The following is a 15,765-nucleotide window of genomic DNA, read 5'->3' as shown; positions in this document are numbered from 1 at the left end:
AAAAACTATTGCATTTGCGCCAGGGGTGATTTAGGTGGTGTAGGTGTTTTTAAAAAAAACTATTGCATTGTCACAATTAAACTGCTTGACCCGGTAGGTGAAATGGACATCTTGGTGGAACAGGCATCTTGCCTGTTTCATTCCCAGGCGCAACATCTCCCCGATTCCCGATTCCCGATTCCCTGTTCCCTGTTCCCTCAATAAAAAAAATTCGGTCAAGTTCTGGTTAATTCCAATCCTTGACCGAATTATTTCTTGTAATAGTCAATAGCCCTAGGGTTTTTGACTATGTGTTCACAAAATCAACAACATACCAACTTAGCTTTGATACTTTAGACGTCGTACTTTCTCCTGAGTTTTGACCTGTCGCTAGGGATTGGAATCCCTAGCAAGTTGCTATCTTAATCTATCAACAGATATCGACTCAATATACTGATAACCTCTCCAGAATTTCCGGTAGGTTGAGGAGCGCTCCACTCATGAACTTGTGCATAGCCACGGCTATAAAGATTATAGATTGTGACCCGCACGGTTTTGGGAGAACCGATCAATATATGTTTGATTGGCTCGCGTCCTGGCTGCCCTTGGCCAGATAATTCAGGGAAATTAGGATTGTTGGGATTATACTCAAAGTTTGGCAGAAAGTTTTCGATGTCCATAATGTTTTTTGTTGTTTGTTTTTGTGACATTTTTATGTTAATAAAAAATTATTAAATTTGTCAAGTATTTTTCAGATTTTTTTTTTGGAATATTTTTTTTATTGGGGGGGTATTAGTGAAATATTTTAGATTATTTTTTTTGTTTTTTTAGCTTAATTTAGGAGTAGCGATCGCTTTTAGCGGAAGCGAAGCTTCATCGCGTTTTTTTAAAGAGCGTTTTTTCGGGTATATTTCAGAGCGTTTCCGTAGCGGCTATTTTAGAGCATCGCGTTTTTGGTCGGGATGATAAATTAGGGGTTAGGTATTAGATTTGGTAAATGCGATAGCGTATTTGTTCGGGATAATAAATTAGGGGTGAGGTATTAGAGTTTGAAAATGCATTCGCGTAGCGTGACATGCAGGTCAATCGCTTAGGGGCTCAGAGCATCGCATTTTTTTTTCGTGATGATAACTTAGGTAAATGTAGCGTTAATAATTGTAAAAAAAAACACATTTTTTTACCTATTTACTGCTCCCTCCTCCCTACTCCCTCCTCCCTAAAACCTATAATAAAATATCTCACCCAATTTAAACCTGATATACTATAATAAATAATATCTAAACTAAAACATTGTGTGAGGTAGTCGTGGCGTTGGACTTACTGAGCGAAATCTACAGTTCCTTTAACCCTTTTGAGCCTCCACTCAAAAAGGCGTATGTTGACTGTAAAGACGTTCGTGGGGATTGGAAGGTTACTCGAGAGTTAGGACGAAAAATCACGCGCTCTAAGCAGCCAACATGCCAGCTCTACTCTGGGCTCCGAGGAGTAGGTAAATCTACTGAACTTTTACAGCTAAAAGAGTATTTAGAAAACCATAAGTATTTTGTGGTTTACTTTGCCGCAGATCACGAAGATATTGAACCCCAAGATGCTGATTATGCAGATATTATCTTTGCTTGTACTCGCCATTTGGTAGAAGCCATTAAGCTTAAAGAGCATAATCCATTACTAAATTGGATGAAAGATCGTTGGGAATCCTTTAAGGATATTGCCCTGACCGAGGTAGCGTTTGATGGGTTAAGTTTAGAAGGGCAAATCTCCCAGTTTGCCAAGATTACTACTAACCTTAGGGCAACACCAGATAAAAGGCGTGAACTCCGCCAAAAAATCAACGCCAATACTCCGTCTCTAGTAGAAGCCCTCAACGACTTTATCCAGGAAGCTCAAAAGTCCTTGTCTGCTAAAAGTCGAGGAATTGTATTGATTGTTGACAACCTTGATCGCATGGCAGAAACCCAAGAAATAGGGAAACCAAGTAACTATGATGAAATTTATCTCAATCGCAGTGAAATGTTACGAGGATTAGCTTGTCATGTAATTTATACTGCGCCAATAGCCATGGTGTATTCAGGACGAGCCACTCAGCTCGCCAATAATTACGATGAAACTGATGTATTGCCAATGATCATGGTTTGCAATCCAGACGGAACAGAAAATCAACTAGGACTACAAAAAATGAGGGAATTGATCTGTCGTCGGATTGCCCTGATCGAACCCAACTTGCTTCAAACCCTAGAAGGGACAGTAGATGGGCTAGATTTTCCCCCAGTATTTGATCACCCTGAGACGTTAAAGAATCTTTGTCTAATGAGTGGTGGACATGTCCGAAACTTGATGCAATTAATCCAGAAAGCGATTGACTGGACAGATGAACTACCGATTACTGAAGAAGCGGCAAAGCGAGCGATTGACAAAGCACGAGAGACCTACCAGAAGACCGTACAGGAGACTGAATGGGAAATTATAGCACGAGCATGTCTTCTCAAACAGGGATATATTAATAATGATGTTGATCATTTACGTTTGTTGTTGAAACGCTGCCTCTTGGAATACCGATATTATGATCAAAACAAAAATCTACAGATTTGGCGTAACGTTCACCCACTAATCGAAGGGATTCCAAGATTTCAATATGAACTTGCGAGGGTTAGAGCTTTATGAATCTTGCTAAGTCATCTAACGATAGTCAACCCTCTAGGGAAGAGATTTACCAAGCCTTTTTGCGATCGCTAAGGCGACGGAGGGGATTTGGGATTGTGTTCATGCAATGTCCTCCAGCGGAGGCTAAGCGGATCATTGGGCGAGTGCATCAGGATTTACCCCAGAAGCAAATAGCAACCTTAACATTAACCGAGCCCATTGATAATCTTTATGATCGTGTTAAAAATATTCTAGACCGCGATCAATTGACTATTCTCTTCATTCAAGGTCTCGAAAAATCTTTAGAACCTTATATCAAGCCAGGATATGGCGGAGACGGGGATTACTACAATCTTGATACTGTCCCTACCATCTTGAGCCACTTAAACCAACGGCGAGAGCTATTTAGAGATCATTTCAAAACTCTTTGCTTCGTTTTTGTGTTGCCAGCGTTTGCTATTAAATACTTTATTCGCCGTGCTCCTGATTTCTTTGATTGGAGTGCAGGTGTTTTTGAGTTTTATGTAGACAAGGTAGACGTTACTGCTACAACAGAAATGTTAGTTACTAACGGAGAGCATCAGATAAATGTTACTAACTATGTTCAGATCGGTGAAACCATCTACACTGACCTTGAGCTAAGTGATTTACGACGGTCTCAAGGGGAGCAACTTGTTGAATCTAAACAGTTTGATGAAGCCTTGAGTTATTATGAGGAAGCACTACAACTTTATCGAAAGTTAGGTTATCAAGCCGAAATAGCGAGCACCTTAATAACAATAGGTAATGTGTTTCAGGGCTTGGAGCACTATGATCAAGCACTATTTTATTATCGAGAAGCTGTAGCTATTTCTGAACAGATAAATAATCACGTTAGTCAAGCAATTGCCTTGGGGGGATTAGGGGAAACCTATTTGTCTTTGGGTGATTACCAACAGGCAATTGACTATCTTAAAAAAGCTTTGACCATCCAACAGCAGATTGATGATGCTAAGGGCGAAGCCTCCTTATTAGCTAATTTGGGGAATAGTTATCAATCCTTAGGCCAGTATACACGAGGGATTGACTATTTTCAACGGGCTTTAAGAATCCAAAGGGAAATTGGCGATCGCAAGGGTGAGGCAGCTTCGTTAACTAGCTTGGGTAATGCTTACCGAGCATTAGCACAATATCAACTAGCGATTGAGTATTTTCAACAGGCTTTAGCAATCCAAGATGGGATTGGTGACTCCTACGGTAAAGTAGATTCTTTAAGTAGTTTGGGGAGACTATTCTATTCCCTTAAGCAGTATGAGCAATCCATAGCTGCTTATGATACGGCAATCAAGATTTACCAAGAATTGGAAATTGATAAAACGGCTTTCTTTAGTCAGCTTCTATTTAATAGAGGTAATGCTTTAAAGAGTATAGGACGGTTAGAGGAGTCAATCAAGAGCTACGATCAAGCCATTGAAATTGAACCAAACTCAGATGAAGCTTGGTCTGAGCGCCAGGATGCTCTAGCTCAGTTGGGACGATTAACGAAACCCTTGCCAATTTTAGCCAATTGGGCAATCCCGAAAATAGGGGAATCGTTGTTGGGGATTGTTTCAGAAAAAGGGTGGGATAGCTTCACTCAAGGTCTGAATCAAACTGATGTCGAAAAAGCCATCAAAGCTGGAGCAGAAGCGGTTAATAAATGGGAAAAACAACTCCCTGAACAACAGCGCTTATTTTTTAACGCTCCCCCAGATGGCTGGAATAGAGTTAAGAGTTTTTTACGCAACTATTTTACTAATTCGGCTGTTTTGGCGGAATTACAAAAACCCTTAATTAATCAAGGTAAGCCAGACCGGGATATTTTAATCACAGTATTTCAACAGCAAGCTGATGCGAAAAATATTCAACTAAATCAAGACAGTCTCAATCCTTGGATGGAGACATTTGTTAATGATTATTTTAAGCAAACTGCTACTTATATAAAGTATCAGGTGGCTAAACAGGATTATTGTCAACAGTTAGCTAACTGGTTTGATGATGTTAAATTTGCTGGCATTGCTGTGGCTGGGCAAGAGGTAGAAAAATCTGAGAAATTAGCCCAGATTTTTGTAATGCCAGATGTGGTGGAAGAGGTATCAAATCCTAGCGCTTTGGAATTGGAGCGGTTAACAGCGGAAAGTGGTGAAAAACCAGAAAGGGCGCTGTTGGAAAAGACAACTGGCAGGAAATTTTTGGCTGATCAGTTATTGACTCAAAATCAGTCGAGACGAGTGGTGATATTGGGTGCGCCAGGCTCGGGAAAAACCACCTTGATGAGTTTTTTTGCGGTAATGTTAGCTCAGAGTAAGCCTGAGGTTTTGGGGTTAGATGGTGATACCGACTGGCTACCGATTTTAATTAGGATGCGAGATTTGGCCAGATATCCAGATCAAAGCCTGATCGACTATGCCCGGATGTTTGCTGAAAAAACCATGGCCGTCAAACCCTTACCAGAAGGATTTTTTGACCATTGGTTGTCCGATGGTAGAGCGTTAATATTGCTTGATGGTTTAGATGAAGTAGCAGAAGACGCTAAACGGTATGCTGTGGTCAGGCGCATCAATAATTTTTTAGGACAGTTTCACAGAAATCGGGCGATTATTACCTCTCGCCCGGCTGGTTATCGACGGGACTTTTTCAGCACTGAGGACTTTCCCCACTATCAAATCGAACCCTTTGATGACCATAAAATTTCGACCTTTATTGATAACTGGTATAGTAGTAGGTTTAAAGACCAAGCAGAAGCCGAAAGGCGCAAGCAGAGTTTACGAAAGGTTCTGGATGATAATGACCGGATTACCATGTTGGCACGGAATCCGTTATTGTTGACAATTATTGCCTTGATTCATCGGTATCAAGCGGTATTGCCCAAGGAACGCTATAAACTTTATGACAAGGCAGTGGAAACGTTGTTAACCTCTTGGGATGCTAATAAAGAGTTAAGTAGTGATAAGTGGTTGACCTATTTGGGTTTGGATGATTTACGCCGGTTGATGGAATGGTTGGCTTATTGGATTCATACCCAGGGCAATGTTGAAGATAACGACAGTGGCACCCTAATAGACCCAGATGAGTTGATTGATCAGTTGAGTCAGCAGATTAAGACCTTGAAGCACGTGCAGTTGTATCAAGCCAAGGAAGAGGCGAAACGGTTTGTGGAGTTGATTCGGGAGCGCACCGGTTTGTTGAATGAGCAGGGGCAAGATTGTTATGGGTTTGTCCATAAGACCTTTCAGGAATATTTGTGTGCCCAGGAGATTAACTATCAGGCGGATAATGAGGGGGATTTTGAGATTGTTTTGAATCAGATTCGGGAGCATTTGCATAACTCCCATTGGCACGAGGTGTTACTATTGCTAATAGCACAACAAAAACCGAAAAAGGCAGCAAGGGCGATTCGGGCGGTATTGAATAATACTAGTAAATACGAGCAGTGGTTGCATCGGGATTTGTTGTTTGCTGGTAATTCTTTGGCAGAAGACCCGAAAAATTTGCGGGGTACTGATAGTGGGTTGGTGCAAGAGATTTTGGAGCGGTTAGTTGAGTTGGAAGTGAGTAGTGAGGAGCGGGTTGGGGAGAGGGTTTATGAGCAGGTCTTTCAGGTGATTTGCAATTTGTATGAAACGGATTTTGAGGCACAGGTATTGGAATTGTTGAAAGAGCGATTGGATCGGATTGATGAGGAACGATTGCTGAAATATCGAGCCGAATTAGGGGAAAAGGATGAGGTAATTACAATATTGCTAGCACGGCTTCAGGATGAGAATTCTGATGTGCGTAGCAAGGCAGCCTATGTCTTGGGTAGATTGGGCAACAGCTCAGAAACTGTACTCAGTACCCTACTAGCACTGCTTCAGGATGAAAATTCTGATGTGCATCGGTGGGCAGCCTATGCCTTGGGCAGATTAGGCAACAGCTCAGAAACCGTACTCAGTACCCTACTAGCACTGCTTCAGGATGATGATTATAGTGTGCGTAGGGGGGCAGCCGATGCCTTGGCAAGATTGGGCAACAGCTCAGAAACCGTAGTCAACCCCCTAATCGCACTGCTTCAGGATGATGATTATAGTGTGCGTGAGAGGGCAGCCGTAGCCTTGGGCAATTCAGGCAACAGCTCAGAAACCGTAGTCAACCCCCTAATCGCACTGGTTCAGGATCCGGATTCTGATGTGCGTGTGGCTGCAGCCTATGCCTTGGGCAAATTGGGCAACAGCTCAGAAAGTGTAGTCAGCGCGCTCCTAGCAATGCTTCAGGATGATGAGTCTGATGTGCGTAGTAGTGCAGCCGAGGCCTTGGGCGAATTGAAAAACAACTCAGAAAACTTAGTCAGCACCCTCCTAGCACTGCTTCAAGATGATGATTGTGTTGTGCGTGGGGAGGCAGCCGAGGCCTTGGGAAATGTAGGCAACGGCTCAGAAACCGTAGTCAGTGCCCTGCTAGCACTGCTTCAAGATGATGATTGTGTTGTGCGTGGGGAGGCAGCCGAGGCCTTGGGAAATGTAGGCAACAACTCAGAAACCGTAGTCAGTGCCCTCCCAGCACTGCTTCAGGATCACGATTCTGAGGTGCGTGGGGAGGCAGCCTATGCCTTGCTTGAATTGGGCAACAGCTCAGAAACCGTAGTGAGCACCGTTCTAGCACTGGTTCAGGATGATGATCTTGTTGTACGTGCGGAGGCAGCCGAAGCCTTAGGCAATTTAGGCAACAGCTCAGAAACCGTAGTCAGTACCCTCCTAGCACTGCTTCAGGATCACGATTTTGAGGTGCGTGGTAGGGCAGCCCATGCCTTGGGCAAATTGGGCAAAACATCCAATCATATTCTCCCCACTGTGATTGAATGGATTGAACAACACCAGGATTCAGACTATGTGGGCAGTGGTATTGATGTGCTGTGGGATTTGGTTGTAGGTAGGGAGTAGGGAGCAGGGAGGTGTGGGGTGTGGGGTGTGGGGAGCGAGTAGACTAGAAACTGGATTGGCTTTTGCGATCGCTCTCGATTGTAGACTAGACACAGAATTGGGTTTGCGATCGCATGCCATCAAGAGTTCATCAAGCCCAACTCCATCCTCAAGGTATTTTGTTACTGTAGACTGAGGAAACTAGTTGTACATCAGCAGTCCATGAGCTACGTCGAAAAAATCAACCATATACTCAAACCGGCTACATCTGGCAATCCTTTAGTAGTCGATCTATTTGCTGGATGTGGTGGTTTATCCCTTGGTTTCGAGGCACAGGGTTTCGAGACTCACGGTTTGGAAATGGACACTAATTGCTGTGCAACTTATCAAAAAAACTTAAGAGGTAAATGTAGTAAAGTTGTCCTAACTCCAGAAACCGAATTACCTGCTGCACCTGTGTTGATTGGTGGACCACCCTGTCAACCGTTTAGTGTAGGAGGTAAACAAAAAGGTTTAAAAGACTCAAGAGACGGTTTTCCTACGTTTATCAGTGCTGTGAAGAGGCTTCGTCCTGATATTTGGCTATTTGAAAATGTCCGTGGTCTTCTTTATCGGAACAAGTGGTATTTAGATGAAATTATTCAAGCACTTCAGTCCTTAGGTTATGTGATTGAAGTTAAGTTATTAAATGCCGTTAACTTTGGTGTTCCTCAAAACCGTGAGCGTCTGATTGTAATTGGTCATCAAGGAAAATTTGAGTTTCCGCAGTTGCTAGAGAGAAAAATAAGTGCGGGAGAAGCTTTAGGAGAAATGGCATTTCAAGCTCCTCCTGAGTCTAAGTTTCTCACACCTAGTATGGATAAGTATGTGGCCAAATATGAAAAAGCATCATCTTGTAAACGTCCCCGTGACCTACATCTAGATAAACCAGCACGAACGTTAACCTGTAGAAACTTGGCAGGTGCAACGGGTGATATGCACCGGATTAAACTACCTGATGGTAGGCGGAGGCGCTTACTGTTAAGAGAAGCAGCGCGTCTGCAAAGTTTTCCTGATTGGTTTGAATTTGTTGGTACAGAAACTAGTTGCTTTAATCAAGTTGGTAATGCCGTTTCCCCTTTATTCGCCTTCCATCTTGCTGGCATGGTTCGTAATTATTTACTCTCAAATCAAAGATTATCCTCTGATGAAATAGCACAGCACAATATTCCCATCCAGCTATCCTTACCGTTTCCCCTGTGCGTCTCTTAGAGCTAAAAAAGCTAACAGAGCAATGTACAGTAGATAGTATTTTTGTGACTGCTTTTCTTGACCGTAATACCTTCCGCCAGTTTGCTCCAGACATTGCTTGGGAAACAGAAGTCTGGATTGCTGATGCACCTGATCATTTAACGAAACTCGCTATCCATCCCCATCCCTGGGACGGGTGGGGATGGATAGCGAGACGAAAACTTACGACGATTCATGTTATAATAAAGTTGGTTGATAACCCGCCTGACTGTCTAAAAGGCTACCTAAGAGAAGAAATAGGTATACAAAGTACTAGCAGAGCTCAGGGAAGAGACTTGCCCCGGCTGGTTGGCCATAGATGCCGTAATTCCAAGGTAAGTCTGTCGCAAAGCTATACATCTGCGGGAGGCGGATGTCTGCCTGTGGACGCTGAGTAAGACCAATTCTAGCAGGCGCGCGCCTCCTAGGCCGGGTTCCCCGGCCTAGGGTCGCGCCTCTGGTTGAGGCATCGGCGGATGAAGCGGGAAACCCGAAAGACGAATAAGACCGTCCCTGAATTGACCTGAGAGGGGGAAGCCCCAAACTCAGCGATCGCGTAGCGTGACCAAAGGTCAAGCAGGTTGGGGTACTTCACTGGTGATAAATTCTTAGGTCCATACTCTGGAATTGATTGACCTTGCACTCAGCATTTTGGAACTCAGCACTGACCTAGTAGACTAGACACAGGATTGGGTTTTGCGATAGGCGTTGCCGCGCCAAAGGCGATCGCGTCGATTCTAGACTAGAAACTTGATTAGCTTTTGCGATCGCATTCCAAGGGTTTGGATCCCCCTAAATCCCCCTTAACAAGGGGGACTTTATGCTATAAAGGGGGACTTTGTGCCAAAAAGGGGGACTTTATGCCATCTCATCGAGAAATAGAGCGAGTATTACAATAGTTCCGGTAGCCTCTAATATAATCGTTAACCATATCAATCGCTTCAGGGCGCATGTTTCGTTGACGGGGAAAGTCCTTTAATACCGAAAAAACATTCTGGTAAACCGCACACCAATTCCCAATCCCTGCCCGTAATGACTGTTGTCCCCGAACCAGGCTACGGATGAAAGCAATAGAGAAATCCTCAGGATCTTTCACAACTGCTGCATCCAATAATAATAGAGCATTAGCTCGCTGAACTTGCCCCAGACTACTGCTTGATCTAGAGCGATTGGTTACTGCAACAGCACTCTCCAAAGTCGGGTCATCCATCGCTAGTAAATACCCTAGCGCTAGGGCTTCGGCTGCCGTTAACATCTCCAGGGTAATGGTTGATGGCTGCTGACTACGGCTGCGAGCAATATACTCAAGATACTGATTAGCCCTCTGGCTTGGCTCAACAGAAAACCCAAGTTGGTTAATAATCGCTGCTCGCACATCATGGGTAATATTAGGATTGCTTAGGTTTTGGAAAACCTTATCATTAAGTCCATAAACCGAGGCATATGTAATCATATCAACATCTTTATATGCCTTAGCAAAAGGAGTACTAGTTAAGGGGCTATCCGCCAACGCTACCGGAGCAGCAGTAACTATACAACCTACCACAATAGGTGTTAGTAATGGTGTAATTTTCATTAGTTATTTCTAATTTTTTGATACTTCCAAATTATCAATCGTCAAAGTTCTTTCATCATCCGCTATCTGTTCCCTGAAGTCCAGATCGATTTTAGTTGGATAACCTAAGGTAGGGTCGTAGGTAACATCAAGCTTATAATAATCCTGATCAATAGCCTTTTGGACAACATCGAATAGCTTCGAGACGGAATCATAGGTATTAAAAAATTTCCGATTAACTGGTTTGCCGCTATCAGCAGCAACAATGGAAGTCGTTTCACCATTACGGATTTCTACAACTACTGGGTTGGTGACTTCACCAATACAATAGCAAGATACCTGTAATCTATACCGGTAGTTATCTAGCTTTTGAGTTTCCCAACGTTCCTGGTTTTGTTCCAATTGCTGCTCAGGGGAAGGATCACTAGCACAAGCGGAAAGTGGCAGAATCATCACTAGTAAGCCTAACCAACAATAGCGATAGAGTCTGGAGTGTAGCGTCATAGTATTCGAGTCACGAAGTAGAGCGACCAATCATAATTCGGGATGGTTGACGAATTCCCTAGTGATTTTGTTGCCATTCTCGGTAGGGGGGCGGAGGCAAAAACTTAGTGACTCTCGTTATCTGACCCTTGATGCTCTAGTCAGATCAAGGCTTTCTGGTCTTGTAGGTATTTAACTATCCAGCCCAATGACAAAAGGAACCGCTCCATATCGACCTTTTAGGTAGCCTTTCTGTAGGGATTCATCCTCACGAACTTTGAAATCTAGTAACGAATAGAGCTTAGTGCTATTGTTACTATCTTTCTGCATCAACCATACCTGGTCTTGATTAAATATCTCTCGATCTAGGAAAGTCGTATCGTGGGTAGTAACAATCAATTGAGCATTATTTTGATTAGCTGCTTTGTCATTAAATTCCTTGATCAAATAGGTTGATATATCTGAATTCAAGCTGCGGTCTAGTTCATCAATAATTAAAATTTCTCCATTATCTAAAGCATCTATCCAATATCCTCCCATCTCAAATAATCGTTGGGTACCATCTGATTCATCCTCTAAGTCAAAGGTTATTGTTTCCTCAGATTCATTCATTTTATATAGTGCAAAAACCTTAAGAGAAACTTTGATTGATTCTGAGTCTGATTCTGATGATTCATTATTACTAGTCAGAAGGGCATTCTTTTCAACAAAATTATTTTTTTCTTTGATTAAATCATAAATAGATGGAGGTAATTTTGAATAAGTTTCAAATTTTTGAACCGTTTTACTGTCAAGCTCAATAGTTGATATACCGATATCAGCTCCCTTTATTAACTTAACGACTTTGTTCCTAAATTTTTTGTCTTCGTAACATTTTAAAGCAGTAAAATTAGATAGATTTTGGAACCTTGCTGGAATTAACTTTAACTTAGAGCTAAACCAGATAAATATCTTTCCTAACTGAGGATGGTTATTTTGGGCGGCATGAGATAAAAATAAAGAATTTGAGCTAACAAAACCCTTAATACGTTCCTTCTCGCCTTTCAGCCCTCGCCCAAAATACCAATCATACTCCTGTTCTTCTGAACTATAGTTACGCTCAAACCAAGTTTGAGGACGTCCTTTGGGATACGCGATTAGCCACTCTTCGTACACCCGCTCTTGGTCTAAGGAAAATCCGTATTGGTAGCGAATATTATCCTGAATGAAAATAATTTCAAAACAGCTCGGCTTGTTCTGGCAGTCAGCATTTAACCGAAATGGTTCGATATTCCATCTACTGCCAAGCTGCATGCCAGTGGCTGACTCTAGCACAATCTGACGCATGGTCTGGATTGCACGCACAAGATTGCTCTTTCCCGAAGCATTAGGACCGTAGACCACAGCGCTAGTGAGTAGGCGCAGAGACTTGACATTAGGCATCGGGAAACTATTGCTATTCCGCCCACTTTTTTTATTAGATGCCACCATGCTCAAGGTCTGGCGCTCCTTAAATGAGCGATAATTTTCTACGCTGAACTCAACTAGCATTACTAGGGTCTCCCATGGTTACTTAGGGATTATCCATTAATTTTGGTCAATGGTAAACCATGGTAAAGAAATGATTTAGTTGATTATAGGAAGCTAGTTAGCAGAAATGCGATCTGCGAAGCCGCGCCAAAGGCGATGAAGCGAAGCTTCCGCTAAAAGCGATCGCATCCGTTCCTTGTAATACCAATTACACCAAATATTGGTATACCTTAATCCCCTATTCCACTGCCTTACCTTATTAGTTTATCACCTTATGACATGATTACCGTATCCTCTGTAGCAAAAATAAATAAAACTATCATTATTGCTAGGCAAATATATCCATAATGGACTAACATCAACCCTACTTTAATGGCTATTTTTTTAACTTTAAATTTTATTCCTAAAAAGGAAGCTCATCATCCATTCCGAGTCTAAGTTTATTCCCGGATTTGTTAGGTAATTCAATAACACCGGCTATCAACTTCCAACAAGGGTCACCATCCTTTTTCCAATCATCAGGTCGCCAAGGCATGCTGAGACTAACCGTAACCAAACACTGATTTTCCGGTCGATACCCTAACTCTAAATACCTCACAAATACCGGGTCAGTAATACTAGCGGTCAATTCTTGTCCAAAATCTGTTACCAGTGAACCTTCCCATTTTTGTAAACCCTCACCTCTGATACCAATAGGTTGAACCAAGAATTCCACAGCTTTCACCAGTTGGAGTGTACAGCGTTGCTCTACCGGTAATGACTGCAAAAAATTCACGGTTACATAGCGCTCATTATTATGGAGAATGTATTTTTCCCTGCTACAAAACTTATTGAGATATCCAGCAGGAACTTGACCTACTCGTCGCCATTGTCCTGGTAATACCAAAAGATTTTCACACTCAAAGCCAAAGTCTGGTCCAGTTTTAGCCAAAGGAATATCTAAAATATCCAGTAACGTTGGTTCCCTTCCCGCAATTTGACGCATTGGTTTCGGAATGCGACCATCGGGTAAATCAGATACAGGACGAATCCATTGACGTTTAAGGGAATTAATTCCAGCGATACATCTCTCGCCACGCTTCCAGGAGTTAGCCAAGCAAATAATCTGAGTCATGCTGCTATCTAATCCCAAGTAAGGTTAGTTTAGACTACTGGACCGACACATCTAAAATGGTGCAATAAGCGTAGGTTGGGTTGAAGAATGAAACCCAACACCAGTAAAGCTTTGTTGGGTTTCCCTTTAGCTCAACCCAACAAACATTTTTAGGTGTGCCACGCCACTACTGACCTAGATCCCCAAATCCGGTTTAGTTATGCAACGACTTTGATATTTTTCTATGGTCTTAGCAAAGGGGATTTGGGATAAATCATAGGTGAACTATCTTTATAGTTCCCAATTTTTGACTCAGATATTCTGCTACTAAACGACGATGACAGTTATGGGGAGTAGGTTCACTACACAGCAGACAGCTACCATCTAATAAATCTGGTGATACCGTCTTTTCGATTTCACGCTCTGTAATTAATTGTAAGAACTGTTTTTCATAGGTTTCCCAATCACCATTATTTTTTTTATAGGTATTTAGGATATCCTTGGTCGGAGCCAATTCTAGACGATGTATATAGTCAATATTCCCAATTTGCTGCAAAAAGTATTCAAAATCATTGTTTTTGGTGAAACCAGCTAATTGAGATTTATTATTCAGTCTCGTATCGATAACTCGCCTTACTCCAGCATTAATCAGAAGCTCAAAGAACTGTTGAGCACTCTTTTTAGTAAACCCAATTGTAAATAAATTAATAGTTTGATTCATATCTATTACTTATGAGGTACACTCATTTTTTTTATCCCTACTCCCTACTCCCTACTCCCTATTCCCTTTGCTAGATAAGCAATAGTATCCCCTTGCCTATGATAAACTTCCTTAAGTCTATCCTCGCGAGAGCAATTGTCCCAGTTATCCATAGATGTAGCATCATCAAATAGGGAAAGTTGCTTCGGTTGTTTAATTTGGGAATCATTTAACCCATGAGAGCTTAGCAGCCTTTCTTCTAACTCCTGATGGGACTCTAAGCTGCCATCATTGAGAATATGATTAATCTCTAACCCCGATTTCACTAAATGTTGGCAGACTAAAATTGTGCGATGGCAAGTGATCGGGTCTTTTTCAGCACACATCAACGCAATTTGGTACGTTTCAGCCCCTTGAATTATCCGTTTAAGACCCGCTGAAAACAGGTCAGTGGCCGCAATTTTTTCATATAACGCTTTACCACCAACATAACAACTGAGATCAGCTGGTCTTGCCCCCAACTCCTTACCCAGAAAGACATAGCGAATTCCTGCCGACAATAGTTCAGCCTTGAGGGGGGCTTGACTAAAATGAGGTAAGTAACGGCTGTAAGGATGTGATCGCACATCAGCCACCGCCGTAATTCCATGCTGCTTCAGTAAAGCAATAAAATCCTCAATACTGAGATTAGAATGACCAATAGTGAATAATTTTCCAGTATTACTAATTGTATTAATCATTTACAAAAACCTCCCTTATATCAAGTCCGGTTGAATACCCATAATATAAGTGTATCGAAGGCAGAGGGCACCCACCCCTAACCCCTCCCAGGAGGGGAATGGCAGCTATGCTGAAGCAATGGAGTAAGGTATAAAGAAAAAAGCTGAAGCAGCAGGGTTATCCTTTAAAGTCGTCCCGCTAATAACAAAGTTGTATTATCCCCTGGGCGGCTTATAGTATTTTGTGTAGGATTAAAGGGAGTGTTACTTTAAAAGGAATCCTCCACTGTGTTGATCATTAGACACTATAAAGATAGTGACTTAAATGATGTCATGTCTTCATGGGAAAATGCATCAAAGATAGCTCATCCATTTTTAACAGAAGAATTTTTAGAACTAGAACGTTACAACATTCCGAATGTGTATTTACCCAATGCTGATACCTGGGTAGCTGAGAATGACGGACAAGTTATTGGTTTTATAGCTCTAATTGGTTCGGAAGTTGGAGCAATATTTGTACAGCCATGTTTTCAGGGCGCGGGAGTAGGCTGGGCACTCATGAATAAAGCCCAAGAACTCCATGGCAATCTTGAAGTCGAAGTATTCAAGGACAATCCGATTGGTCGTAAGTTTTATTCAAGTTATGGTTTTGAGTATTTAGAAGAAAAGCATCACGAGCCAACGGGAAAACAAGTACTTCGCTTGAAGTTTACGAAACAGGAACATTTGGCACAGCATTGAACTTAGGTACACAATATTTTTGGCAACGTCTCCCTACTCCGAAGCTGCATTCCTCCCTTAATAAGGGCAGGGCTGTTTCATTAATCAGAAGAAATAGTCAGGTTAATACTGGAGTTTAGACTATGAGAAAATGACCCAGTCTTCTTTTGAGGCTGAGATGT

Annotated in this window: 14 protein-coding genes; 7 read left to right on the top strand and 7 right to left on the bottom strand. The window is 42.2% G+C overall.

Annotation, left to right across the window (positions count from 1 at the left end; translation table 11 throughout):
* On the top strand, window positions 1-204 hold a 204-nt coding region (locus tag AC4II3_RS11555), incomplete at its 5' end, for a hypothetical protein (protein WP_488008665.1).
* 197 nt (window positions 205-401) lie between these two features.
* Here the strand turns inward: AC4II3_RS11555 and AC4II3_RS11550 are convergent.
* Window positions 402-689: a hypothetical protein gene (locus AC4II3_RS11550; RefSeq protein ID WP_488008667.1), complete on the bottom strand. Its 288-nt coding sequence runs from the start codon at window positions 687-689 to the stop codon at window positions 402-404.
* Between the two features lie 595 nt (window positions 690-1,284).
* Between AC4II3_RS11550 and AC4II3_RS11545 the strand changes: the two genes are divergently transcribed.
* The 5 genes from AC4II3_RS11545 to AC4II3_RS11525 are packed head-to-tail and all read left to right on the top strand — an operon-like array spanning window position 1,285 to window position 9,202.
* A complete protein-coding gene (locus AC4II3_RS11545; protein WP_488008669.1) occupies window positions 1,285-2,640 on the top strand; it encodes an ATP-binding protein in 1,356 nt (451 codons plus the stop codon).
* Window positions 2,637-7,556, top strand: a complete 4,920-nt coding sequence (locus tag AC4II3_RS11540) for a HEAT repeat domain-containing protein (protein WP_488029296.1) — start codon at window positions 2,637-2,639, stop codon at window positions 7,554-7,556. The genes AC4II3_RS11545 and AC4II3_RS11540 overlap by 4 nt, the downstream gene beginning before the upstream one ends.
* Window positions 7,557-7,569: 13 nt before the next feature.
* Window positions 7,570-7,731 carry a hypothetical protein gene (locus AC4II3_RS11535; protein WP_488008675.1) on the top strand — a complete coding sequence of 54 codons (162 nt, stop codon included), beginning with the start codon at window positions 7,570-7,572 and terminating at the stop codon, window positions 7,729-7,731.
* Window positions 7,732-7,757: 26 nt separating this feature from the next.
* Window positions 7,758-8,786 carry a DNA cytosine methyltransferase gene (locus AC4II3_RS11530; RefSeq protein ID WP_488008677.1) on the top strand — a complete coding sequence of 343 codons (1,029 nt, stop codon included), beginning with the start codon at window positions 7,758-7,760 and terminating at the stop codon, window positions 8,784-8,786.
* Entirely contained in the window at window positions 8,774-9,202 is a 429-nt protein-coding gene (locus tag AC4II3_RS11525) for a BsuBI/PstI family type II restriction endonuclease (RefSeq protein WP_488008679.1), read from the top strand. Before AC4II3_RS11530 ends, AC4II3_RS11525 begins: the two co-directional genes overlap by 13 nt.
* A 470-nt stretch (window positions 9,203-9,672) precedes the next feature.
* Here AC4II3_RS11525 and AC4II3_RS11520 read toward each other — a convergent pair whose 3' ends face one another.
* The 6 genes from AC4II3_RS11520 to AC4II3_RS11495 all read right to left on the bottom strand — a co-directional run bounded on the left by AC4II3_RS11520 (window position 9,673) and on the right by AC4II3_RS11495 (window position 14,884).
* The gene (locus AC4II3_RS11520) at window positions 9,673-10,380 is read right to left on the bottom strand and encodes a hypothetical protein (RefSeq protein ID WP_488029295.1); all 708 of its coding nucleotides are present in this window, start codon (window positions 10,378-10,380) and stop codon (window positions 9,673-9,675) included.
* 9 nt (window positions 10,381-10,389) lie between these two features.
* On the bottom strand, window positions 10,390-10,863 hold the full coding sequence (locus tag AC4II3_RS11515; protein ID WP_488016990.1) for a DUF6174 domain-containing protein: 474 nt from the start codon (window positions 10,861-10,863) through the stop codon (window positions 10,390-10,392).
* A gap of 171 nt (window positions 10,864-11,034) precedes the next feature.
* Window positions 11,035-12,372, bottom strand: coding sequence for an AAA family ATPase (locus AC4II3_RS11510; RefSeq protein WP_488016988.1), 1,338 nt, complete (start codon window positions 12,370-12,372; stop codon window positions 11,035-11,037).
* Window positions 12,373-12,754: 382 nt separating this feature from the next.
* Window positions 12,755-13,465, bottom strand: coding sequence for a dual OB domain-containing protein (locus tag AC4II3_RS11505; RefSeq protein WP_488016986.1), 711 nt, complete (start codon window positions 13,463-13,465; stop codon window positions 12,755-12,757).
* Window positions 13,466-13,718: 253 nt separating this feature from the next.
* Entirely contained in the window at window positions 13,719-14,165 is a 447-nt protein-coding gene (locus AC4II3_RS11500) for a DUF488 domain-containing protein (RefSeq protein ID WP_488017273.1), read from the bottom strand.
* A gap of 44 nt (window positions 14,166-14,209) precedes the next feature.
* Entirely contained in the window at window positions 14,210-14,884 is a 675-nt protein-coding gene (locus AC4II3_RS11495) for a DUF488 domain-containing protein (protein ID WP_488017271.1), read from the bottom strand.
* A 312-nt stretch (window positions 14,885-15,196) separates the two neighbouring features.
* Here AC4II3_RS11495 and AC4II3_RS11490 point away from each other — a divergent pair, with 312 nt between their 5' ends.
* Window positions 15,197-15,604, top strand: coding sequence for a GNAT family N-acetyltransferase (locus tag AC4II3_RS11490; RefSeq protein WP_488017269.1), 408 nt, complete (start codon window positions 15,197-15,199; stop codon window positions 15,602-15,604).
* Window positions 15,605-15,765 lie beyond the last annotated feature (161 nt).

The sequence above is a fragment of the Moorena sp. genome (assembly GCF_982860115.1).
The sequence above is the reverse complement of the archived record's forward strand: the minus strand, read 5'-3'. Positions and strand labels throughout refer to the sequence as shown.